Source organism: Dokdonella sp. (assembly GCF_035511235.1).
Lineage (GTDB): Bacteria > Pseudomonadota > Gammaproteobacteria > Xanthomonadales > Rhodanobacteraceae > Dokdonella.
In genome coordinates this window covers 37,560-59,683 of sequence record NZ_DATKFQ010000030.1, presented here as the reverse complement: position 1 = coordinate 59,683, position 22,124 = coordinate 37,560, and the positions used below count along the sequence as shown (strand labels likewise).

The window sequence follows — 22,124 nt, the reverse complement described above, 5'->3', positions numbered from 1 at the left end:
ACCGCTTCCATGCCACCCAGTGGCATGATTGTGCTTCGATCTTCGATCGGAAGCTAGTACCCCGCCGCCTGCCCATCCTTGCGGCTCTCCGACGCGCCGGTGTAGACGCCGGTCTTCGGATCGCGCGCGATCGCCTGGTAGCCGCCGTAGGGGCCATCGGCGAAGCGCACGTCGTGGCCCTTGCGCATCAGATCGCGGACGGTCTCGTACGGGAAGCCGGTTTCGAGGTCGATCCAGCCGCCGGTCTTCATCGGCTGGGCCTCGCCTTCCGGTGAGGTGGAGCCTTCGTGCTGGATGCGCGGGGCGTCGCCGGCCTCCTGCAGATTCATGCCGAAGTCGATCAGGTTCATCACGATCTGCACGTGTCCCTGCGGCTGCATGTCGCCGCCCATGACGCCGAAGCTCAGCCACGGCTGGCCGTCCTGGGTCACGAAGGCCGGGATGATCGTGTGGAACGGCCGCTTGCCGGGCGCGAAGCTGTTGGCGTGGCCTTCGGCCAGCACGAACATCTCGCCGCGGTCCTGCAGAATGAAGCCGAGGCCCGGCGGCGCCATCCCTGAGCCCATGCCGCGATAGTTGGACTGGATCAGCGAGACCATGTTGCCGTCGCGGTCGGCGGTGGTCAGGTAGATCGTGTCGGTGCCGGGCTTGAAGTCGCCGGCCGGCACGCTGCGCGCGGCCTGATCGGGCGCGATCAGGCGACGGCGCTCGGCCGCGTAGTCCTTCGACAGCAGGCGCTCGAGCGGCGCGGCGGCGAACGCGGGATCGGCGTAGTAGCGCGCGCGGTCCTCGAACGCGAGTTTCTTGGCCTCGGTGAACAGGTGCACGTGCTCGGCGCTGCCGAACGCGATCTTCGAGAAGTCGAAGCCTTCCAGGATGTTGAGCATCTGCAGCGCGGCGATGCCCTGCCCGTTCGGCGGCAGCTCCCAGACCTGGTAGCCGCGGTAGTCGACCGCGACCGGATCGACCCATTCGCCGCTGTGCGCGGCCAGGTCCGCATAGCTCAGAAAGCCGCCATGGGCCGCGAAGAAGTCGCCGATCGTGCGCGCGATCGCGCCCTTGTAGAACGCATCGCGGCCGCCGCGTGCGATCGTCTCGAGCGTCGCGGCGAGGTTGGGGTTCTTCCAGATCTCGCCCTTGGCCGGGGCGCGGCCGGCGATCGTGAACTGCTCGAAGAAGCCGGGCTGGTCGCGCAGGCGCGGCACCGAGCGGCCCCAGTAGTAGGCAATGACCTCGCTGAGCGGAAAGCCTTCGCGCGCGTAGCGGATCGCCGGCGCCAGCAGCTCGCGCATCGGCCGGCGGCCGAAGCGCTGGTGCAGCGCGAACCAGCCGTCGACGCAGCCGGGCACGCTGACCGGCAGTGGGCCGTACGGCGGGATGCGCGTGTAGCCGTGCTCGCGGAACCAGGCCAGGCTCAGCGAGCGCGGCGAGCGGCCCGAGCCGTTGTAGCCGTAGAGCTTGCCGGTCTTGGCATCCCAGACCAGCGCGAACAGGTCGCCGCCGATGCCGTTGCCGGTCGGCTCCATCAGGCCGAGCGCGGCATTGGCGGCGATCGCGGCATCGACCGCGCTGCCGCCGGCCTTGAGCACGTCCAGGCCGATCTGCGTCGCCAGCGGCTGCGAGGTGGCGACCATGCCGTTGCGCGCGATCACCTCGGAACGCGTCGCGAACGGCCGGCCGGTGACGCGATCGGCGGCGATGGCCGGCACGGCGGCCAGCAGCAGCGAAACCAGCAGCAGACGGCGCTTCATCGACGCTCCCCTTGTGCTCGGACGATGGACCATTGTGCCGCAGCGCTGGCCGGCCGCGACCGGCTCGGCGATCATCGCCTGATGGAGACCGCCGAACCGGCCGCAGCGCCGCCGCTGATCGAACTCGACCGTGCCTGCGTGGTGCGCGGCGGCCGCACCGTGCTGCACGAGGTCAGCCTGCGCATCGCCCAGGGCGAGCACGTGGCGATCCTCGGTCCCAACGGCTGCGGCAAGTCGAGCTTCGTCAAGCTGATCACGCGCGAGCTCTATCCATTGGCGCGCGACGGCGGCCCCGCGGTGACCGTGCTCGGTCAGGCGCGCTGGGATGTGGCCCGTCTGCGCTCGCAGCTCGGCCTGGTCTCGCCCGATCTGCACGGCGACTTCGCCGCGGCCGGCGAGCTCACGGCCGAGGACGCCGTGGTCTGCGGCTTCTTCGCGGCGCAGCGCCTGCCGCCGCACCGGCTGATCCCGGCCGACCTGCGCGCCCAGGCGCGCGCCGCGCTCGGCGAGAGCGGCGCCGGGGCGCTGGCCGGACGCAGCCTGTCGGCGCTGTCGACCGGCGAGCTGCGCCGCGTGCTGATCGCGCGCGCGCTGGTGCACGGACCGCAGGCGCTGCTGCTCGACGAGCCGACGACGGGCCTGGACATCGTCGCACGGCGCCAGTTCGTCGAGACGCTGCGCGGGCTCGCGCAGCGCGGCATCGGCCTGGTGCTGGTGACCCATCATCTGGAGGAGATCGTGCCGGACATCGGCCGTGTGATCCTGCTGCGCGAGGGTCGCGTGTTCGCCGACGGGCCGGCGGCCGACGTGCTGACCTCGGAGCGGCTGTCGGGGCTGTACCGGCGGGCGCTGCGCGTCGATCGCGACGGCGAGTACTTCCGGCTCGGCTGGGCCTGAGCGGGCGCCGGCCCGGGACATATTTCGTCCGATACCGGGAAAGCCTTCTACGCCGCAGCCGTCACGCCGGCGGCGCCCGCGTAGGCGCAGCGCGGAACCGCAGGCCGGTCGGCGGTCCGGCCGCCTGCACATGCCGGCGCGCGGCGTTCAGCCCGCGCTCGGCAGACTGCGCGCCGTAACCCCGAGCGGGATAGGCTATGTACGAGTCCTCGACGTCCGTTCTTCAAAGCAAGCCCTCGATGTTCGAATCCTTTCGCGCGCAGTTCCGCCAGTTCGTCGCCGATCGCAGCGGCACGCGCTTCCAGCAGCGCTACCGGCGCCGCACCGAGCGGCCCGGCGGCATCGTGCGCAAGTCGCTGATATTCGCGCTGGCGACGCTGCTGGTGCTGATCGGCCTGCTGCTGCTGGTGCTGCCGGGACCGGGCCTGCTGGTCATCGTGATCGGCGCGGGCCTGTTCGCCGAGGAGTCGCTGCTGATCGCACGCCTGCTCGACCGCATCGATCTGCTGCTGACGCGCCGGGTGCGGCGCTGGCGGGCCGCGCGCGCGGCCCGCGCTTCACGCTGAGGCGGATGTGCCGGGGCGCGTCCCTGCGCGCCGGCACGAGGGGAACGGTGTCTACCAGTCGTAGCGGGCGCTGAACTGCACGTAGCGCGGCGGCGTGTAGCTGCGCACGCGATCCCAGGCCGAGCTCACCGTGGTCGAGGACGTCTGCAGATAGCGGTTCTCGACGACGTTCTGTGCGGACTGCCGGTTGAGCACGTTGAACACGTCGGCGCTCAAGCTCAGGCCCTTGGCCCAGCGCGGCGCATAGCGCACGCCGAGGTCGAGGCGCTGGAACGAGGGCAGCGTGCCGTAGCTGCCGCGCGGTGCCGGCCGGCCGTCGCAGTAGTAGTAGTACGAGCCGTAGCCGCCGCCTTCGTTCTCCGGGTCCGGATAGTGGCCGATGCAGTTGCGCTTGCGGCCGGAGGCGTACATGAAGCTGCCGCTGAGCATCCATTCCGGACTGAGCTGCCAGTAGCCGCGCAGCTTGAGCTGGTGCTTGCGGTGGTTCGGCAGCAGGCCGTTGGCGTGCTCCATCAGCTCCGGATAGTCCCAGGTCACGGTCTGCGAGACGTCGTCCTGGCCGTAGTCGGACTGCAGCTGGCCTTCGGTGTTGCCCCAGTTGCGCGAGAACGTGTAGTCGACGCGCGCATACCAGACGCCGTCGAACGGGCGCTCGAAGAACAGGTCGATCGCGTAGTACTTGCGCTTGGCCTTGTCGTAGCCGAGGTCGGCGGCCGACAGGTCGTAGCGCTCGAGCGTGCCGTCGCCGTCGACGTCCTGGTAGAACGTGTTGGCATAGCCCGGGTTGAAAAGCGCGCACTGGAACTGCCAATCCTCGACCGCGTCGGGATCCAGACCGGCAGCGAGTGCGGCGCGGCGGAACGGCCGTGCGTCGCAGGTGTCGTCGATCGCGCTGCGCAGCGTGCGGTAGGACGCCTTGGCGCCGACGTTGAAGCCGCTGATCGCCTGCTCGAGTCCGAACGTCACCGCGTCCTGGTAGTGCGAGCGCAGATTGGTCGCGGCGACCGTGCGCGGATCCTTCGGCTGGCCGAACTCGTTGTTCTCCGACCAGCGCGGGCCGAGCGGCGTCAGCCCGGTCGGCGCGCCGGTGACCGGATCGACGCCGGTGTAGACGAAGGCCTCCTGCGTGTTGACGATGCCGTCGGCGCCGCGATAGGCGACCTGGCTCGGCAGCGCGAGGTGGTAGCGGCCGGCATTGGCGAACACCTTCAGCGTCGAGTCGCCGCGCACGTCCCAGGTCACGCCGAAGCGCGGCGCGAGCTGGCGGTTCTTCTTCGCGAAGGCCTCGCCGGCGCTGTTGTAGTTGGCGAACTGCTCGTTGCGCAGACCCATCTCGAGCAGCACGGTGTCGGTGACCTGCCACAGATCCTTGACGTACTGCGCCTTCTGCTCGACCTCCAGGTTCGAGCGGCCGAAGTTGACGTGCCGGACCACGTAGTAGCCCTCGGCGCCGTAGCCGCCGCCGGAGGCCGGCGAGCCGACGCCGAACACCGGCGCGACCGGCGTGTCGGGATCGTTGCTGCGCAGGTATTCCCACCATTCGCCGCCGGGATAGAACTCCTCGCCCATCAGCGAACGCGCCTTGCTGTAGTCGTAGCCGGCCTTGAGCGTGTGGTCGCCGATCCGGTACTCCAGGTCCAGGCGGCCGTTGCGGGTCTGATCGTTGGCGCCTTCGGGCGTCAGCGTCTCGGTCGCGTACTGGCAGGTCGGATAGGTGAAGCCGGCGATGCCGGCGCCGGGCGCGACCGAGACGGTCGGGCAGTTCGGATCGTACTGGTAGGGCTCGTTGACGTGGTCGGTGCGCGAGCGGCCGAACATGCCGGTCACGGTCAGCGCGTCGGTCAGATAGCCGGTGTAGTTGGCGATCCAGGTATTGGTCTTGTCGTCGCGGTACTGGCCGCCGGTCTTGACGTGGTTGCGCTCGAAAGTCGCGTAGTCGAAGCCGGTCAGGTCCACGCTCTGCTTGGCGCGGTCGGACAGGCCGGTCAGCTCCAGGCGATGATTGCCGGTGATGTTCCAGTCGAGCTTGCCGAGCCAGCGCGGCGTGCGATAGGTGTAGTCGCGCCAGCCGTTGCTGCGTGCCGCCTCGATCGCGGCGTTCGACGAGGCGTACGAATCGGTGCCGCCGCCTTCCTGGCGCACGAACTCGCCGGCCGCGTAGAAGAACAGCGTGTCCTTGACGATCGGACCGCCGACGTAGGCCGATGCGGTGCGCGTGCTGTAGAGGTTCTCGTTGCGGTACTGGTACAGCCGGCCGGCGTCGCCGGGCTGGCCGAACGCGCGCCCGTTCTGGCCGTAGTAGATGTTGCGCGGCGCCGCCATCAGGCCCTCGGGGCGCCAGATCACCTGGCCGCCGGCCTCCCATTCGTTGCTGCCGCGCCGGGTGATGACGTTGACGACGCCGCCGGTGGCGCGGCCGTATTCGACGCCGTAGCCGCCGGTCGACAGCTGGATCTGGTCGATCGCATTGAACGGCAGCTCGCTGTAGCCGAGACTGGTCAGCGGATTGGTGACCGGATAGCCGTTGATGTAGTACGCGTTCTCCGACACCGCCGAGCCGCCGAAGCTCGGCAGCGCGCTGAAGCGCGGCGGATCGCTGTAGGCCGAATCGCCGGGGATCACGCCGGGCGCGAGCAGGGCGATCGCGGTCAGGTTCGGCGCGATCGGCATGTTCTTGAGGTCTTCGGTCGTGATCACGACCGGCGACTCGACCGTGGTCACGTCGATCGCATTGCCGCGGCTGGCGGTGACGACGTAGGTCTCGAGCTCCGAGGGCTGGCTGGCCAGCAGCTGGACCTCGCTGCCGGCGCCGGCGGTGACCAGCACGGCGGTCTCGGCGACGACCTGGCCGTCGCGCGCCAGATGCACGCGATAGCGGCCGTTCGGCAGACCCGGGACGCGGAACCGTCCCTCGCCGTCGACGGTGATCTCGCGTCGCAGGCCGGTTTCGGTGTTTTCGATCACCACGGTGCCGGCCTGGCCATCGGGCACGCGGCCGAAGATGGAGCCGGCGGTTTCCTGGGCCTGCACCGTATGCGCGAGCGCGAGGCCGAGCGCGAGTGCGAGCAGCGAGCGGCGCACGGCGGGCGCGCGGTCGGATCGGGATGGGGCGTGTCGGTTCATGAGGGTCGCCTCGGGGCTGGGGATCGGCGTCACGCGGCGGGCTGCCGCACGGCGTCGGGGTATGCGATGACGTTAGGGACGAAGGCGGTCCGCCGTGGTGCGGCGCGCGCGGATGTCGGTAGCGGCGGCTGCGCGCTGGCGATCCAGGCCGGATCGAGCGCGGCCTGGCGGCGGAACACGCCGGCGGTCACGCCGTAGCGCTGGCGGAACTGCCGCGCGAACGCCCAGCGCGACTCGAAGCCGGCCGACAGGCCGACGTCGCCGATCGACAGGCGCGTGCCCTCGAGCAGCTGGCGCGCCAGTTCCAGACGCCGGCCGAGCACGAAGCCCTGCACGGTCTCGCCGAAGACGCGATGGAAGATCCGCTGGAAATGGCCGACCGTGTAGCCGACCACGGCCGCGGCCTGGCGGGTGTGGCGGCCTTGCGAACAGCGCGCACGCAGCAGGTTGCGCGCGCGCTGCAGGCGAGCGTGCACGCGGCGGCGCTGACTGGCGCTGCGGCCCGGGCAGCGGCCGATCTGCTCGATCAGGTGCGCACTCCAGCGCGTCGGATCGCCGAGCGTTTCCATCACGCGCCGGGCCGGCACCGAGCCGCCGAGCATGCAGGCCGCACGCAGCCGCCCGAGCTGATCGGACGTCAGCCGGTAGTCGCCGGTCGGCACGAAGCGGCGCGCCGGCGGCAGACCGAGCTCGCCGAGCGCCCAGATCCACTCGGCCGGGCCGCCGGCGACGACGCCCCAGGCCGAGCCGGCGACGCGACCGGCACAGACGACGACCGGACCTTCGACGACCTGGACCTCACCGGCGGCAAGCGCCCACTGGCCCTCGGCGGTGCGGATCTCGGCGCTGCCGTCGAAGCAGGCCACCACGACCCAGCCGGGGCCGCCGACCCAGTCGCCGGGCCCGTTGACATGGCGGCATTGCAGCGTGGCTGCGGCGGCCGGACGGGCCTGGCCGCCGGGTACCCACTGTGAAGCGAACATGGAAACCTCCTCGTTGACGGGGTTTCCGGTGTAGCCGGCATGGCGGCGGCAGTCCTGATGGCGTGCGGAAATCGACGCGAAATCCTCGTGAAACGGCCGTGATGCGCCGCAACGTGCCGGATCGTCGGCGAATCGGTGCGAATCTGCGCATCAGCCGCCGATCGCTCTCAGGGCCGGCGCCGAGCGCGGAGTCTTGACCGGCGGGACAACTCGTAACATAGTAAGTTACATGAAGAGTCCGCCTGTCTCCCGGCCGCCACGGCGCATGCCGCACGTTCCGCACACCGCGGCGCGCACAGCCGCATCCCGGCGGCGGCAGCGGCGATCGATGCATGGACGACACCATGCCCGCCGCCCGCTGACATTCGCCCGCCGCGAGGCCTCGCGATGAAGGAGGCCGATGGCGCGCCGTTCTCCGACGCCGCGGCGGTTGCGCACTATGCGGAGCGGACCGCGCGGATCGTGCCGGGACTGCATGGCTTGCACGCGATGGCCTGCGTGCTGCTGGCCGAGCGCGCACCGGCCGATGCGCGCGTGCTGGTCGTCGGCGCCGGCGGCGGCCTGGAGCTCGAGGCGTTTGCCGAGCGTCAGCCCGGCTGGCACTTCGACGGCGTCGATCCGTCGCCGCCGATGCTCGATCTGGCCCGCGCCCGGCTCGGTCCGTTCGCTTCGCGCATACGGCTGCACGCGGGCTACGTCCACGACGCGCCGGACGGTCCGTTCGACGCGGCGACCTGTCTGCTGACGCTGCATTTCCTGCCGCGCGACGAGCGGCGCCGCACGCTCGAGCAGATCCGGCAGCGGCTGGCGCCGGGCGCGCCTCTGGTCGTCGCGCAGCACAGCTTTCCGAACGAAGGGCCGGCGCAGGATCGATGGCTGGCGCGCTACGCCGCCTATGCAGTCGCGGCCGGCGCGCCCGAGGCGCAGGCCCATGGCGGCATCGCGGCGCTGAAGGCACGCCTGCCGGTGCTGACGCCGGAGCAGGATCTCGCGCTGCTCGGCGAGGCCGGCTTCGTCGATGCCGAGCTGTTCTACGTCGCGCTCACGTTCCGCGGCTGGGTCGCGTATCGCCGATGAGAAACGGCCGAGAAGGCACCCGGTCGCGGCGAACGGCGGCCGGGGCCGACGCCGCGGATGCGAACCGCCCGCTCAGCCGGCGGCCGCGACGGCCGGACGGAACGTGAATGCGGCGATGTCGCCGCCGTCGCGGTCGAGCAGCCAGACCAGCAGCCGGCGGCCGCTGGCATCGCTGCTGACCGCGGTGATGCCCAGGCCCTGACCGACCCGGCCGACCATCCGCCGCTCGCCGCTGGCCAGATCGATCGCCTCGACGCGGCGGGTCGGAAATTCGGCGACGACCTGGAATGCGGTCGCGCCGGCCAGCGCCCACGGCATCTCGTAGCGGAAATACGGCGCATCGCCGATGCGCTCGGCCGCCACGTGCTTGCCGCGCCAGCGATACAGACCGATGCGGTCGAGGTAATTGAAGACCAGGCCGGTCGCCGCGTCGCCGGCACGCGCGAACGCGACGCCCGGTTCGAGCAGATCGGCGGTGCCGTCCGGCTCGAGCGCGTAGAGGCCATGCTCGCCCTCGGCCAGTGCGACCGCATAGAGCCGGCCGTCGGGCGCCGCGCTGAGGTAATGCACATCGAGCGCGGCCGGCGAGCGCGGCATCAGGCGACGCGTATCGAGCGCGACTTCGAATGCGCGGCCGGGTCCGTCGCCGCGCAGCACGAACAGCACGCCGTTACCGTCGGCGCGCCATTCCGGCAGGCGCGGCACGCCGGCCTCGAGCGTCGTCAGGGCGTAGGCGTCGCCGTGTTCGAGGTCGTGGATCCACAGCTCGTCGCGGCCGGTGCGGCGCGACACGAATGCGACCTGACGGCCGTCCGGCGACAGTGCCGCCTCGCGATCGCTGGTCGTCGACGGCGCCGGCAGCCGGGCCGGCGCATCGGCGCCGAGCAGCGCGAACTGGAACCGGTGCTCGGGCACGCGATAGGCGCCGACGTCGGCCTCGCGCGCCAGCGTCGGCTCGACCGCCGGCGCGATGCCGAGCGCGTCGACCTCGCCGGAGGCCACGTCGACGGCGTACAGCGCCGGCTCGCCGCCATGATCGGACGAGAACACCAGGGCGCGGCTGTCGCGGGTCCAGTCGAAGCCGACCATGCGCGAGCCGAACCGCGTCAGCCGCCGCAGCGTATCGGGTGCGTCCACGTCCATGACGTACAGATCGCTGTACGGCAAAAGACCGCGCCGATACGCCAGCAGGCGCCCGTCCGGCGAGAAGCGCGGACTGAGATCGATGTCGCCGGGCGTATGCGGATACGGGAACGGCTCGGCCGCACCGCCGCCGACCGGCTGGCGCGCCAGGCCGGTACCGAGCGACTCGCCGCCCGGAAACGTCGCCGCCATGCCGACCAGCCACTGCCGGTCCGGCGAGAAGTCCACGCGCACGACCGTATCGGCGCTGCACGGCCCGAGCGCGCGCGCCGGCCCGCCGAGCGCCGGCATCGCCAGGATCCGGCAGGTCTGCGCCTGCGTGCGCGTGAACACGATCTCGCCGGCAGCCGGCGACCACGACGGATACTGGTCGCTGCCGTCGGCCGGCTGCGGCACCGTCAGCGCGCGCGAGCCGGTGATGTTCTGCAGCCGCACGCGTCCGGCCTGCGCGGCGGTGTCGACCACGTGATAGAGCACCTGGGTGCCGTCCGGCGAGATCGCCGGACCGAGCTCGAGCGCCGGGTCGGTGGTCACCAGCCATGGCGCGCCGGCGATCCAGGCCGGCCCGGCCTTGCGCGGCGACCAGGCATGCGTGCTGAACGCGACGATCGCGCCGCCGAGGCCGATCACCGCCGCCAGCAGGGCCGCGCGGCGCAGCGCGAGGCCGAATCGCGGCCCGCGCTGCGGCGGCGCGCCGATCGCGGTACCGGGCCCTGCCGGTGCGGCGGGCTCGATCGCGCCGGTCTCCATGCGCGGCGGCTCGTCCTCGAAGCGCGCCTCGGCGATCAGCCGGTAGCCGAGCTTCGGAATCGTTTCGATGTATCCGGCGGTGTCGCGGCTGTCGCCGAACGCGCGGCGCAGCTCCTTGATCGCCTGCGTGACGACTTCGGGCGTCGGCAAGGTGCCGCGCCAGACCGTGTCGAGCAGCTGGTCGCGGCTGACCGTGACGCCCTGGTGACGCGCCAGCTGGATCAGCACCTGCACCGACTTGAGGGTCAGGCGCACCGGCGGCTCGTCGTCCGAGAGCACGCGCAGCGCGCCGAGGTCCACACGATGCGCGCCGACCTGCAGCATGCCGGTCGACGGGAACGCGGAACCCGTATCGTGCAGCGGAGGGAGCGACAGGACGTTCACGGTCATCATGACGAAAAACGGCGCCGGATCCGATCATTGACGCTGCAAGTGGCCGGCATCGGCAACCGCCAGAAGTCGGGGGTACCGCCGGCGCGGCGCGGCCGCCGCGTGAGACCGGCGCTGCGGGCGGCGCATGCGCACCGTTCGCGGCGCGATCGAGCGGCCCCCGCGCGACGTCGCGGCCGACCGGCTCAGACGCCGGCTACAACACCCAATGCCACAGCGGCAGCGTCGCGATCGACAGCACCGTGCCGTAGCCGACCATCGCCGCGGCCAGCTCCGGTGCGAGACCGGCCATCGACAGCAGCGCGCCGGTCGTCATCATCGTCGGCATCGCGGTCTGGAATACCGCGACCGCGCGCAGGTCGCCGCTCAGGCCGAACGCGGCGCACAGCGCCAGCGCCAGCAGCGGCAAGGCGACCAGCTTGGCGACCAGGCCGATGCCGAGCGGCGCCAGATAGCGGCGCGGCAGCTTCAGGCGCAGCTGCATGCCGAGCGCGATCACGACGATCGGCAGCAGCGCGCCGGACAGCGTCTCCAGCGGCCGCGCGAGCGCGACCGGCAGCTCGGCCGGCATCACGGTCAGCCCGAGCATCAGCGCGAGGAACGGCGGGAAGCGCAGCACGCGCCGCGCGATCGCGCCGACCGTCGGCCGCGCGCCGCCGCCGTACAGCGCCAGCACGAACAGGCCGAAGCTGGCCAGGATCAGGAACGTGCCGAACTGGTCGTAGACGACCGCGTAGCGCATCGCCGAGGGCCCGGCCAGCGCCGGGATCAGCGCGTAGCCGATGAAGGCGGTATTGCCCATCGGCACCTCCATCAGCAGGCAGGCCGTGCTCGGCCGGTCCCAGCGCAGCAGGCGCGCCAGCGCCAGCACCAGCGCGATGCTGACGGCGAGGCAGATCCACGGAATCGCGATCAGGCCGATCAGGTCGCGCTCGAACGACAGCCGCGGCACGTTGAGCAGGATCGCCGCCGGCATGCAGACGTAGATCGCGACGATGTTGAGCGTTTCGGGTGCGGTATCGGGCACCAGACGCCAGATGCGCAGCAGCGCGCCGATCGCCAGCAGCGCCAGGATGAATGCGAAGACCGACACGATCGCCATGCGAATCAGACCGTCGAAGAGGCGTGGCGCCGGGATTGTCACATGCTGCATCGCGACAATGCCATGCCGCCGCAAGCGATGCGGCGGTGCATCGGGGCTGCAACGCAACACCGTCGGGCGGCCGCCGGCCGCGACCCGCCCGGCAGCGGCGCACCTGCGCGCGGCGGCCGGCTTTGCATGGCAGCGGCCGCGCGTCGATAATCCGCGGCCCGCCGCTCGTCCGGCGCCCCGCGCCGCGCCCAGGTCGTCCGTCGTGTCCGAAATCCTCGCCCGCCTCCCGGAGTTCATCAGCCACCATCCGCTGCTCTCGTTCGGCTTCATCGGCGTGCTCGTCGCGCTGATCGTCACCGAGGTCAATCGCTTCACGCGCGGCTATCGCGCGCTCACGCCGGCCGGCCTGACCCTGCTGATCAACCGCGAAAACCCGCTGCTGATCGACGTGTCGAGCGTGCAGGACTACGAGAAGGGGCACGTCCCGGGCGCGCGCCACCTGCCGCCGAGCCAGCTCGATCCGGACGGCAAGGATCTGGCCAAGGCCCGCGAGCGGCCGGTCGCGCTGGTCTGCAAGACCGGCCAGGCCTCGGCGCAGGCCGCGCGCAAACTCGTCAAGGCCGGTTTCAAGCAGGTGTACTGGCTCGACGGCGGTCTGGGTGCCTGGATCGAAGCGCAGATGCCGGTCGTCAAAGGCCGCGCGACCGGCTGACGCGCTTGATAACCGGCCGGTCGGTGCCATGCAGTGACGGGCGCGATCGCACATCGGCTGCGCAGGCGACGGTTGCCCGCAGGCACGCTGCACGTACGGCTCGCGCGGTCCGACCGGCGCCGATCGGGCCCGCGGCGGCGCTGACGAACGCCGGGTCGATGCCCGTTCCACGGCATCGCGGCCGGCGCCGAAGGTGCGCCGATCCGGGCGGCGTGGGATAATCCCGAATCTTTTCCGCTGCTTTATTCCCCTTTTCTCCTCGCAACAGCTTCCGGAGTACCACATGGCAGAGAACATCGACGGCGCGGCCAACGGCGCAGCGCAGCCGCAGGGCGGCGCCCAGCTCAACCTGCAGCGCATCTACATCAAGGACGCCTCGTTCGAGGCGCCCAACGCGCCGCACATCTTCCAGCAGCAGGGCCAGCCGAACATCGAGCTCAACCTCAGCCAGCGCGTCAACCAGCTCGGCGACGGCGTGTTCGAAGTCGTGCTCGGCGCGACCGTGACCTGCAAGGTCGAGGACAAGACCGCCTACCTCGCCGAGGTCCAGCAGGCCGGCATCTTCGGCCTCAGCGGCTTCGACGACGCCTCGCGCGAGGCGGTGCTGTCGACCTACTGCCCGAACACGCTGTTCCCGTATGCGCGCCAAGTCGTGTCCGACCTCGTGCAGAACGGCGGCTTCCCGCCGTTCCTGCTGCAGCCGATCAACTTCGAGGCGCTCTACGCCGAGCAGTTGCGCCGCCGCAGCGAAGGCGGCAACCAGCCCACCCAGGGCCTCAACGCCTGATCGCGCGATGAGCGATACCACGCCGGTCGCGGTCATCGGGGCCGGCTCCTGGGGTACGGCCCTGGCCGTGCTGCTCGCGCGAAACGAGGTACCGACGACGCTGTGGGGCCGCTCGGCCGCGGCGATCGTCGAGATGGCGACGACGCGTACCAACGCGCGCTACCTGCCGGACCTGCCGTTCCCGGACGGCCTGCAGCTCTCGTCGGCGCTGGAGACCACCGTGCGCGACGCCGGCACGGTGCTGATCGTCGTGCCGAGCCATGCCTTCGCCGAGACGATCGATCAGATCGCGCCCTGGGTCGCGCCGGGCGCCGGCATCGTCTGGGCGACCAAGGGCTTCGATCCGGCCTCCGGCCGGTTCCTGCACGAGCTGGTCGCCGAGCGTTTTCCGGGGCATCCGGCCGCCGTCGTCACCGGCCCGTCGTTCGCGCACGAGGTCGCGCGCGGCCTGCCGACCGCGGTGACCGTGCACTCGGACGATCCGGCCTATGCGCAGACGATCGCGCAGCTGCTGCATTCGTCGTTGCTGCGCGCCTATACCGGCGCCGACGTGCTCGGTGCCGAACTCGGCGGCGCGATGAAGAACGTGCTGGCCGTAGCCACCGGCGTCGCCGACGGCATGCAGCTGGGGCTCAATGCCCGCGCCGGCCTGATCACCCGCGGCATGAGCGAGATGCTGCGTCTCGGCGGCGCGCTCGGCGCGCGCGCCGAAACGCTGATGGGCCTGTCAGGGCTCGGCGATCTGGTGCTGACCTGCACCGGCGATCTGTCGCGCAACCGCCGGCTCGGCCTCGCGCTCGGCCGCGGCGTGCCGATCGCCGAGGCGGTGCAGCAGATCGGCCAGGTCGTCGAATCGATCGTCACCGTCGACGCGGTGATGCGTCTGGCACGCGAACACGCAGTGGACCTGCCGATCAGCGAGGGCGTGCAGCGCGTGCTGCACGGCCAGATCACGCCCGAGGAGGGCATGCGCGCGCTGCTGGCGCGCGAGCAGAAGCCGGAATTTCCGATCTGAGTCCTCGCCGGGCGCCTCAGACGTCGGCCGCACCCGCGAAACCGAGCTGCCGCCACGCCTCGTAGACGACGACGGCGACCGCATTGGACAGGTTGAGGCTGCGATTGCCGGGCTGCATCGGCAGACGCAGGCGCTGCTCGGCCGGCACCGCGTCGAGCACCGGCTGCGGCAGTCCGCGCGTCTCCGGACCGAACAGCACCGCGTCGCCGGCGCGGTAGTCGACCGCGTCGTAGCGGCGGCGGCCGCGCGTGGACAGCGCCAGCAGGCGTGCCGGTGCGATCGCAGCCAGGCAGGCGTCGAGGTCGTCGTGGACGGCGACGGCGGCATACTCGTGGTAGTCCAGGCCCGCGCGACGCAGCCTGGCGTCGTCGAGCGCATAGCCGAGCGGCCGGATCAGATGCAGGGTGGCGCCGGTATTGGCGCACAGCCGGATCACGTTGCCGGTGTTGGGCGGGATCTCGGGCTGATAGAGCAGGACGTGCAGCACCGACGCATTATGCGTCAGCCCGCCTCAGCACCGCGCGAGCGGCGCCGCATCGACGCGGCGCCGCGTCTCCGGGTGAAACATCGCAAGTTCGGTGCAGCCGTGCGTCGGCACGGACCGCGACGGCGAACGCACGCGCCGCTCAGCCGGCATGCGTGGCGGCCGCGACCGGCGTCTGCGCGATCTGCACCGGTGCGGTGTCGATCGTGCGCACGAAGCTGCCGAAGCCGGCGATGACGGTGGCCATCGTGATCACGAACAGGCCGCGCAGAACGATCATTTCGGTTTTCATGGTGTCTTTCCTTGTCTGTGGAATCGGGCGGCTACCCGCACACCCAGTAAAGCAATTGGCGTGCCAAACACAAAACACTTACCAAACAAGGAACTACATAATGCTGTTGGAGCGCGATCTGTCCGCTTTCACGACCGCTGCCGACCGCGCGGACAATCCGGCACCGATCGCGGACCGGCAGCGGGGCGAACTTGCGGCGGCGCGCCGCGGTCGATCCGGTACCATCTGCGCCTCCCGCGGCGCGCCGTTCCCGGCGACCCGACCGACCGCCGGCCCGCCGACACCGGCCGCGATCGCGACACTCGAAAGGATCCCTTCATGCGCAAACCGTTTCGCCCCGTCTTCGTCGCCGGCCTGCTGGCGGCGAGCCTCGCCGCGTCCGCCAACCCGGGAACCGACGTGATCGACATCCCCTACACGCGCTTCACGCTGCCCAACGGCCTGACCGTCGTCGTCAACGAGGACCACAAGGCACCGGTCGTCGCGGTCAGCGTCTGGTACCACGTCGGCTCGGCCGACGAGCCGGCCGGCAAGACCGGCTTCGCGCATTTGTTCGAGCATCTGATGTTCTCCGGCTCCGAGCATCGCAAGGGCACCTATTTCGAACCGTTCGAGCGCGTCGGCGCGACCGACATGAACGGCACGACCTGGTTCGACCGCACCAACTACTTCCAGACCGTGCCGACGACCGCGCTCGACATGGCGCTGTGGATGGAATCGGACCGCATGGGCCATCTGCTCGGCGCGATCGGCCAGGAAGAACTCGACACGCAGCGCGGCGTCGTGCAGAACGAGAAGCGCCAGGGCGAGAACCGCCCGTACGGCCGCGTCTACGAGAATCTGCTGCTGAACGCGTTTCCGGCCAACCATCCGTACCAGCACACGGCGATCGGCTCGATGGCCGATCTCGAGGCGGCCTCGCTCGACGACGTCAAGCAGTGGTTCCGCGACTACTACGGCGCGACCAACACCACGCTGGTGATCGCCGGCGACATCACGCCCGAGATCGCACGCGAGAAGGCGCTGAAGTTCTTCGGCGACATCCCGCCGGGCCAGCCGGTGCCGCGCCAGCAGCCATGGACCGCGCCGCGCACGGCGTCGACGCGCGGCATCCAGCACGACCACGTCGCGCAGACCCGCATCTACCGCAGCTGGAACACGCCGGGCCTGGCCGACGCCGATGCGCCGCTGCTCGAACTGGCCGCCTCCACGCTCGGCGGCGGCAAGACCTCGCGGCTGTACCAGCGCCTGGTCTACCAGGACAAGCTGGTCGACGACGTCTCGGCCAGCGCGCAGACGTTCAATCTGGCCGGCCTGTTCGTGCTGAGCGCCGACGTCAAGAACGGTGTGGACCCGGCCCGCGTCGAGGCCGTCGTCGCCGAGGAATGGGCCAGGTTCCTCGCCGAGGGCCCGACCGAGGACGAACTCGCGCGCGCCAAGACCGGCGTCACCTCGAGCTTCGTGCGCGGCCTCGAGAAGGTCGGCGGCTTCGGCGGCAAGGCCACGATCCTGGCCGAGGGCCAGGTCTACCGCGGCGATCCGGCCGCTTACAAGATCGACCTGGCACGCATCGGCGCGGCGACCTCCGACAGCGTCAAGGCCGCGGCCGGGCGCTGGCTGGCGCGCGGCGACTACACGCTGACCGTGCTGCCGGCCAAGCCCGATACCGACCTGGCCGCCGAGGACAAGGCGGTCAAGGGCCTGCCGGCCGCCGACGGCAAGCCGGCTGCGGTGCGCACGCCGGCCGGCGACTACCGCACGGTCGCCTCGACGCTCGATCGCAGCAAAGGCCTGCCCGCGGTCACGACGTTCCCGGATCTGAGCTTCCCGAAGGTACAGCGCGGCAAGCTGAAGAACGGCATCGAGCTGATCCTGGCCGAGCGCCACACGATTCCGGTGACCCAGATCCAGCTGCAGTTCGACGCCGGCTACGCGGCCGACCTTGGCCGCAAGCTTGGCACCGCCAGCTTCACCGCGGCGATGCTCGATGAGGGCACGCGCACGCTCGATTCGGTCGAGATCGCCAAGCGCAAGGAACGCCTCGGCGCGCGCATCGGCGGCGGCGCCGGCCTCGACAGCTCGTCGATCGGCCTCAATGCGCTCAACGACCAGCTCGAGCCCTCGCTCGCGCTGTTCGCCGACATGGTGCGCAACCCGGCGTTCCGCCAGACCGACATCGACCGCATCCGCGCGCAGTGGCTGGCCGGCATCGCGCAGGAGAAGACCCAGCCCAACAGCCTGGCGATGCGCACGCTGCCGCCGCTGCTGTACGGCAGTGGCCATGCCTACGGCATTCCGTTCACCGGCAGCGGCACCGAGCCGGCGATCGGCGCGCTGACGGCAGAGGATCTCGTCGCGTTCCACCGTGACTTCTACCGCCCCGACAACGCACGCATCCTGGTCGCCGGCGACACCACGCTCGAGGCGATCATCCCGCAGCTCGATCGCGTGTTCGGCGACTGGCAGGCCCCGGCCGGCGCGGTGCCGAAGAAGAACGTCGCCGAAGTCGCCGCGCAGTCCAAGCCGCGTGTGTTCCTGATCGACCGCAAGGATTCGCCGCAGTCGCTGATCCTGGCCGGCCTGCTCGCACCGTCGACGCGCGCGCCGGACTATCTGCAGGTGCAGACCGCGAACGGCGCGTTCGGCGGCACCTTCACCTCGCGCCTCAACATGAACCTGCGCGAGGACAAGCGCTGGGCCTACGGCGCGTCGAGCATCATCCAGGATGCGATCGGCCAGCGGCCGCTGATGATGGTGGCCTCGGTGCAGACCGACAAGACCGCCGAGTCGGCCGCCGAAGTGCTCAAGGAAGTGCGCCAGATCGCCGGCGACAAGCCGCTGACCGATGCCGAGATCGGCAAGATCAAGGAACAGCGCGTGCGTGCGCTGCCAGGCGCCTACGAGGCGACCAGCAGCGTGCTCGGCGCGCTCGCGAGCAACCAGCTCTACGGCCGGCCGGACGACTACGTGCCGACGCTGAAGGCCAAGCTCGAAAGCCTCGACGACGCCAAGGTACAGGCCACCGCGAAGGCGCTGTATCGCGCCGACGCGCTGACCTGGGTCATCGTCGGCGACCTGTCGAAGATCGAGCAGCCTGTCCGCGACCTGAAGCTCGGCGAGGTCAAGGTCATCGACGCCGACGGCAAGGTGCTACGCTGAAACGGCCGTCTGCGGCGCCGCTCGTCCGGGCGGCGCCGCAGACGTTTCTTGCGGAGAACCCGATGAAGATCCGTATCTCCGGCCTGCGCCTCGCGGCCGTGTTGACCGGCGGCGCCGTGCTGGCCGGCTGCAGCTGGGGCATCAAGCTCGACTCGGCCGGCCGCAACGTACGCGTCGCCTGGAACGGCGACGTCGCCGGCTGCACCGAACGCGGCAAGGTGACCGTATCGGTACTCGACCGTGTCGGTCCGATGGACCGCAACAACCTCAAGGTCCGCGACGAGCTCGAGGTCATGGCCCGCAACGAGGCCGCCGGCCTCGGCGCGGACACGATCCGGCCGCTCGGCGACCCGCGCGACGGCGCGCAGAGCTGGGCCGCGTATCGCTGCGGCGCGGCCGTCGCGCAGCCGGCGACGCGACCGGCCGAGCCGGCGCAGCAGGGCGCGGTCGAGACCTACCCGATCAAATGACGCCGGCGGCGTGCCTGCCGCCGATCGCGTCAGCCGGCGCACGCAGGACGGTGGTAGGCCTGGAACGTCCGGCATCGCCCGACGCGCCGTCGCGGCAGCCCGTATCGCGGCGCGAACGAATCGCGCCCTGACGAAGTTTGGAGATTCCCTGATCGCGCCGCCGTGGCAGCGCGGCGGACCGCTCGCTATGCTGCGGGCGGGCGGGAGCAGTCGCGCGCGCTGCGCGCAGAGGACGTTCGAACGATGAAGATGCTCGTACTCGGCGCCGGCGGGACCGGCGGCTATTTCGGCGGCCGGCTCGCGCAGGCCGGAGCCGACGTGACCTTTCTGGTGCGCCCGGCGCGCGCGCGCGATCTGGCCGAGCGCGGCCTGCGCATCCGCAGTCCGGCCGCCGGCGACGCCGACCTGACGGTCCGCTGCGTGACCCAGGATCAGCTGACCGGCGAGGCCGCGCGCGGCTACGATCTGGTCCTGCTGAGCTGCAAGGCCTACGACCTCGACGGCTCGATGGACGCGATCGCGCCGGCCGTCGAGGCCGGTGCCGCCGTGCTGCCGCTGCTCAACGGGCTGCTGCACTACCCGGCGCTCGATCGCCGCTTCGGCGCGGAGCGCGTGCTCGGCGGCCTGTGCTTCATCAGCGCCGCCAAGGGATCCGACGGCGAGATCCTGCATCTGGGTCCGGTGGCGTCGATCACGTTCGGCGAGCGCAGCGGCGATCCGGACAGTGCGCGCTGTCGCGCGATCGCCGAGGCGTTCGCGCCGGCCGCGTTCGACACGGTGCATGCGCGCGACATCGCGCACGAGATGTGGGTCAAGTACTCGTTCCTGGCCGCGCTTGCGGCCGGTACCTGCCTGATGCGTGCGAGCATCGGCGTGATCGTCGCCGCCGACGGCGGCGATGCGTTCATGCGCGCGCTCTACGCCGAATGCGTCGCGGTCGCTGCGGCGGCCGGCCAACCGATTCCCGAACCGATCCAGACCACCGCGCTCAATGCGCTGACGCAGCCGCGCTCGCCGCTGACCGCCTCGATGCTGCGCGATCTGGAATCGGGCCAGCCGATCGAGGCCGCGCACATCGTCGGCGACCTGGTGCATCGCGCCGATGCGTTCGGCGTGGCAGCGCCGCTGCTGCGCGTGGCCTGGATCCATCTGCAGGCGCACCGGCTGCGGCAGCAGGGCGGCTGAGCGCTGCGGGTTGCCTTGCGGCCGCTATCGTTGCGGCCGCTGCCTCACGACGAAACACGTCGGGCTCGGAGCGGCAGCGCACGCCGGCGCGAGCCGGGCGTGCGCTGCCCACGCGCTACGGCGTGCAGCCGGGCAGACCGGCCGGACGGGTCAGGCGGATCAGATCGAACTGCGGTGCGGGCGTCGGCTGACCGGCGCGGACCTGGACCTGCGCGCTGCCGGTATCGCCGCAGGAGATCTGCAAGGCCACGTCCGCCCACGGCGTTTGGATCAGTTGCTGGGGGTCGAAACCGGCGCCGAAGCGCGTGCCGAGACGGCGGTACAGCACGAGCGGACTGACGCCGGGTTCGATCGTGTTCTCGGCCCAGGTCTGCACGCCGTTGGCGCCGGCGTCGAACCAGCCGACCCAGCTGCGGCCGTTGCCGAGCTGCTGGACCAGGAAGCCGCTGCCGGTGAACGCCGGATCGAACCAGGCACCGCTGGTCTGCGCCGGCGGCGAGGTGCCGATCGAGTCGCAGCTCAGCCCTTCCAATGCGCTCAGGCGTGTCAGCGGCACCTCGCCGGTACCCCAGCCGTCCGGGCCCTGCCAGCGCATGTGGCCGCTGTCGCAGTCCTCGAAGCTGATCTGGATGCGTCCCCACGGCTCGTGGACGAACGCCTGGCCGCCACCGACCGTCGCGGACCGGACCGGTCGCGTCACCTCGTCGAACACGAGGCCGCCCTCGACGACCTGGCCGACCGCATTCAACCAGGCCTGCTCGCCGGGCACGCCCTGGCCTGGATAGGTATAGAAGTACAGATGCGCGCGGCCGGCATCGAGGATTTCCAGGTAGATGCCCTCGCCGGCGCGCACCGGATCGAACCACAGCCCGCTGTAGCGCGCATCCGGCACGGCCGAAGCAGGCCGCGGCGGAATCACGCTGTCCAGGGCCGGAACCGTCGCCGCCGCATCGAAGCGGCACTCGCCCGACACGCCGGCTGCCTGCATCGTCTGGCACAGCGCCTGCAGATTGTCCGGCCGCGGCTGACGCTCGCTGCTCATCCATTCGCGCAGCGCCTCCCAGCCGGCGCGGCCCTCGACCTCGGTGAAACCGCAATGGGTCGGCGCCTGCTCGGCGACGATCGCGCTGGTCAGCTGCTGCGCCGGCAGGCGGCGCCGCAGCACGTCCTGATTGGCCGGCACGACGAGCTGGTCGTTGGAAGTGTGCAGCGACAGAACCTTGGCCGAGCCGATCGCGCCGCGCACGTCCGAACGCCAGCGCAGTTCCAGCGCCGCGAGCGGGTCGGCGTCGATGCGCGCGATGCCAGCCTCGATCTCGGGATCGGCATAGGTCACGCCGCGCGTGGTCATCGCACTGCGGCCGCCGAGCTTGTCGGGCGCACGCACCAGATCGCTGAGCGCGTAGATCGCGTAGGCCATGTTGGTGATGAAGAAGTTCTCGTCGTCGGTGCCGGCGACCGCCATCAGCTGCGCCAGGCGCTCCTTCATGCCGCTGCTGCGCAGCGGCTCGGGCAGGTTCACACCGGTACATTGGTTCAACGGAATCAGCGCGCGCAGCACTTCGACCTGGTTGCCGAGGTCGTCCAGGTCCGACGGAATATCGTCCAGATTGAGCGCCCACGGCAGCGGTTCGTCCCCCTCCGGGAGGCTCCCCGATCCATCGCAGACGACGTCGTAGGCCAGGCGCATGTCGACGGCGTGGTCCCATAGACGCGAGCCGGCGGCCGCCGGACACAGCGAATAGACGCCATGCACCGGCGGAAAGCCCGGCGCCTCGGCGAGCTTGAGCGCGAGCAGGCCGCCGAGCGACCCGCCGAACGGCACGATCTCGCCCGGCGCACCGTACCGGGCCGTGAAGACGTCCACCAGCTCGCGGTTGTCCTCGATCGCGGTGAACACGGCCCAGCCGCGCTGGCCGTAGGCCGAGGCGGCCACCGCGTAGCCTTCGGACAGCATCACGTCGCGCAGCGGACCGAGCGAGGGTGGGCCGTCGGCCTCGGAGAAGTTGAAGCCGTGCTGGAACAGCACGAGCGGACCGCCGGCTTCCCAGCCGGCCGGCACCGCGATGCGATACCACACGCCCGAGGGTGTCGTACCGCTGGTCTCCTCCTGGGCATGGGCAGCCAGACCGACCAGCAGCAACAGCAAGGCCAAATAGCGCATCGACGGATCCCCGCAACAGAGTGTGACGAACTTATGCCGCAACGGCTGAGCGAATCATTAAAGTGTGGCGGCTGCAGGCGCGC

Annotated in this window: 17 protein-coding genes; 9 read left to right on the top strand and 8 right to left on the bottom strand. The window is 70.9% G+C overall.

Annotated elements, in window-relative coordinates:
* Nucleotides 1-53: 53 nt before the first annotated feature.
* On the bottom strand, nt 54-1,751 hold the full coding sequence (ggt, locus tag VMR06_RS12865) for a gamma-glutamyltransferase (RefSeq protein WP_325376873.1): 1,698 nt from the start codon (nt 1,749-1,751) through the stop codon (nt 54-56).
* Nucleotides 1,752-1,832: 81 nt separating this feature from the next.
* Here ggt and VMR06_RS12860 point away from each other — a divergent pair, with 81 nt between their 5' ends.
* Nucleotides 1,833-2,648: an ABC transporter ATP-binding protein gene (locus tag VMR06_RS12860; protein ID WP_325376929.1), complete on the top strand. Its 816-nt coding sequence runs from the start codon at nt 1,833-1,835 to the stop codon at nt 2,646-2,648.
* Between the two features lie 239 nt (nt 2,649-2,887).
* Nucleotides 2,888-3,214 (top strand): PGPGW domain-containing protein, encoded by a 327-nt coding sequence (locus VMR06_RS12855; protein WP_325376872.1) that lies wholly within the window; start codon nt 2,888-2,890, stop codon nt 3,212-3,214.
* A gap of 51 nt (nt 3,215-3,265) precedes the next feature.
* Here the strand turns inward: VMR06_RS12855 and VMR06_RS12850 are convergent, their stop codons facing one another.
* Together VMR06_RS12850 and VMR06_RS12845 are read right to left on the bottom strand one after the other, a co-directional pair.
* Nucleotides 3,266-6,337, bottom strand: coding sequence for a TonB-dependent receptor (locus VMR06_RS12850; protein WP_325376871.1), 3,072 nt, complete (start codon nt 6,335-6,337; stop codon nt 3,266-3,268).
* Between the two features lie 29 nt (nt 6,338-6,366).
* On the bottom strand, nt 6,367-7,320 hold the full coding sequence (locus VMR06_RS12845; RefSeq protein WP_325376870.1) for an AraC family transcriptional regulator: 954 nt from the start codon (nt 7,318-7,320) through the stop codon (nt 6,367-6,369).
* A gap of 387 nt (nt 7,321-7,707) precedes the next feature.
* On the opposite strand from VMR06_RS12845, the gene VMR06_RS12840 reads away from it, so the two are divergent.
* Complete coding sequence (locus tag VMR06_RS12840; protein ID WP_325376869.1) at nt 7,708-8,397, top strand: class I SAM-dependent methyltransferase; 690 nt, start codon at nt 7,708-7,710, stop codon at nt 8,395-8,397.
* Between the two features lie 72 nt (nt 8,398-8,469).
* On the opposite strand, the gene VMR06_RS12835 is transcribed toward VMR06_RS12840, so the two are convergent.
* Together VMR06_RS12835 and VMR06_RS12830 are read right to left on the bottom strand one after the other, a co-directional pair.
* Nucleotides 8,470-10,674 (bottom strand): winged helix-turn-helix domain-containing protein, encoded by a 2,205-nt coding sequence (locus VMR06_RS12835; RefSeq protein WP_325376868.1) that lies wholly within the window; start codon nt 10,672-10,674, stop codon nt 8,470-8,472.
* A gap of 202 nt (nt 10,675-10,876) precedes the next feature.
* Nucleotides 10,877-11,782, bottom strand: coding sequence for an AEC family transporter (locus tag VMR06_RS12830; protein ID WP_325376867.1), 906 nt, complete (start codon nt 11,780-11,782; stop codon nt 10,877-10,879).
* On the opposite strand from VMR06_RS12830, the gene VMR06_RS18210 reads away from it, so the two are divergent.
* The 3 genes from VMR06_RS18210 (at nt 11,754) to VMR06_RS12815 (ending at nt 14,287) form a co-directional block, all read left to right on the top strand.
* Nucleotides 11,754-12,485 (top strand): rhodanese-like domain-containing protein, encoded by a 732-nt coding sequence (locus tag VMR06_RS18210; RefSeq protein WP_414648129.1) that lies wholly within the window; start codon nt 11,754-11,756, stop codon nt 12,483-12,485. The genes VMR06_RS12830 and VMR06_RS18210 overlap by 29 nt on opposite strands.
* Nucleotides 12,486-12,768: 283 nt before the next feature.
* The gene (secB, locus tag VMR06_RS12820) at nt 12,769-13,272 is read left to right on the top strand and encodes a protein-export chaperone SecB (protein ID WP_325376866.1); all 504 of its coding nucleotides are present in this window, start codon (nt 12,769-12,771) and stop codon (nt 13,270-13,272) included.
* A gap of 7 nt (nt 13,273-13,279) precedes the next feature.
* Complete coding sequence (locus tag VMR06_RS12815) at nt 13,280-14,287, top strand: NAD(P)H-dependent glycerol-3-phosphate dehydrogenase (RefSeq protein ID WP_325376865.1); 1,008 nt, start codon at nt 13,280-13,282, stop codon at nt 14,285-14,287.
* 16 nt (nt 14,288-14,303) lie between these two features.
* Here the strand turns inward: VMR06_RS12815 and trmL are convergent, their stop codons facing one another.
* The gene (gene trmL / locus VMR06_RS12810) at nt 14,304-14,774 is read right to left on the bottom strand and encodes a tRNA (uridine(34)/cytosine(34)/5-carboxymethylaminomethyluridine(34)-2'-O)-methyltransferase TrmL (RefSeq protein WP_325376864.1); all 471 of its coding nucleotides are present in this window, start codon (nt 14,772-14,774) and stop codon (nt 14,304-14,306) included.
* 139 nt (nt 14,775-14,913) lie between these two features.
* The gene (locus tag VMR06_RS12805) at nt 14,914-15,063 is read right to left on the bottom strand and encodes a hypothetical protein (RefSeq protein WP_325376863.1); all 150 of its coding nucleotides are present in this window, start codon (nt 15,061-15,063) and stop codon (nt 14,914-14,916) included.
* A gap of 318 nt (nt 15,064-15,381) precedes the next feature.
* On the opposite strand from VMR06_RS12805, the gene VMR06_RS12800 reads away from it, so the two are divergent.
* The 3 genes from VMR06_RS12800 (at nt 15,382) to panE (ending at nt 19,877) form a co-directional block, all read left to right on the top strand.
* Nucleotides 15,382-18,222, top strand: coding sequence for a pitrilysin family protein (locus tag VMR06_RS12800; RefSeq protein ID WP_325376862.1), 2,841 nt, complete (start codon nt 15,382-15,384; stop codon nt 18,220-18,222).
* Between the two features lie 62 nt (nt 18,223-18,284).
* Nucleotides 18,285-18,692 carry a DUF4156 domain-containing protein gene (locus tag VMR06_RS12795; protein ID WP_325376861.1) on the top strand — a complete coding sequence of 136 codons (408 nt, stop codon included), beginning with the start codon at nt 18,285-18,287 and terminating at the stop codon, nt 18,690-18,692.
* Between the two features lie 243 nt (nt 18,693-18,935).
* The gene (panE, locus tag VMR06_RS12790) at nt 18,936-19,877 is read left to right on the top strand and encodes a 2-dehydropantoate 2-reductase (protein WP_325376860.1); all 942 of its coding nucleotides are present in this window, start codon (nt 18,936-18,938) and stop codon (nt 19,875-19,877) included.
* 115 nt (nt 19,878-19,992) lie between these two features.
* Here panE and VMR06_RS12785 read toward each other — a convergent pair whose 3' ends face one another.
* Nucleotides 19,993-22,041 (bottom strand): hypothetical protein, encoded by a 2,049-nt coding sequence (locus VMR06_RS12785; RefSeq protein WP_325376859.1) that lies wholly within the window; start codon nt 22,039-22,041, stop codon nt 19,993-19,995.
* Between the last annotated feature and the right edge of the window lie 83 nt (nt 22,042-22,124).

Coding starts and splice junctions, on each gene's coding strand:
- VMR06_RS12795 (WP_325376861.1), top strand. CDS start 18,285: ATGAAGATCCGTATCTCCGGCCTGCGCCTCGCGGCCGTGTTGACCGGC.
- VMR06_RS12815 (WP_325376865.1), top strand. CDS start 13,280: ATGAGCGATACCACGCCGGTCGCGGTCATCGGGGCCGGCTCCTGGGGT.
- VMR06_RS12785 (WP_325376859.1), bottom strand. CDS start 22,041: ATGCGCTATTTGGCCTTGCTGTTGCTGCTGGTCGGTCTGGCTGCCCAT.
- VMR06_RS12840 (WP_325376869.1), top strand. CDS start 7,708: ATGAAGGAGGCCGATGGCGCGCCGTTCTCCGACGCCGCGGCGGTTGCG.
- VMR06_RS12855 (WP_325376872.1), top strand. CDS start 2,888: ATGTTCGAATCCTTTCGCGCGCAGTTCCGCCAGTTCGTCGCCGATCGC.
- secB (WP_325376866.1), top strand. CDS start 12,769: ATGGCAGAGAACATCGACGGCGCGGCCAACGGCGCAGCGCAGCCGCAG.
- VMR06_RS12800 (WP_325376862.1), top strand. CDS start 15,382: ATGCGCAAACCGTTTCGCCCCGTCTTCGTCGCCGGCCTGCTGGCGGCG.
- VMR06_RS12850 (WP_325376871.1), bottom strand. CDS start 6,337: ATGAACCGACACGCCCCATCCCGATCCGACCGCGCGCCCGCCGTGCGC.
- panE (WP_325376860.1), top strand. CDS start 18,936: ATGAAGATGCTCGTACTCGGCGCCGGCGGGACCGGCGGCTATTTCGGC.
- ggt (WP_325376873.1), bottom strand. CDS start 1,751: ATGAAGCGCCGTCTGCTGCTGGTTTCGCTGCTGCTGGCCGCCGTGCCG.
- VMR06_RS18210 (WP_414648129.1), top strand. CDS start 11,754: ATGAATGCGAAGACCGACACGATCGCCATGCGAATCAGACCGTCGAAG.
- VMR06_RS12805 (WP_325376863.1), bottom strand. CDS start 15,063: ATGAAAACCGAAATGATCGTTCTGCGCGGCCTGTTCGTGATCACGATG.
- VMR06_RS12845 (WP_325376870.1), bottom strand. CDS start 7,320: ATGTTCGCTTCACAGTGGGTACCCGGCGGCCAGGCCCGTCCGGCCGCC.
- VMR06_RS12860 (WP_325376929.1), top strand. CDS start 1,833: ATGGAGACCGCCGAACCGGCCGCAGCGCCGCCGCTGATCGAACTCGAC.
- VMR06_RS12830 (WP_325376867.1), bottom strand. CDS start 11,782: ATGGCGATCGTGTCGGTCTTCGCATTCATCCTGGCGCTGCTGGCGATC.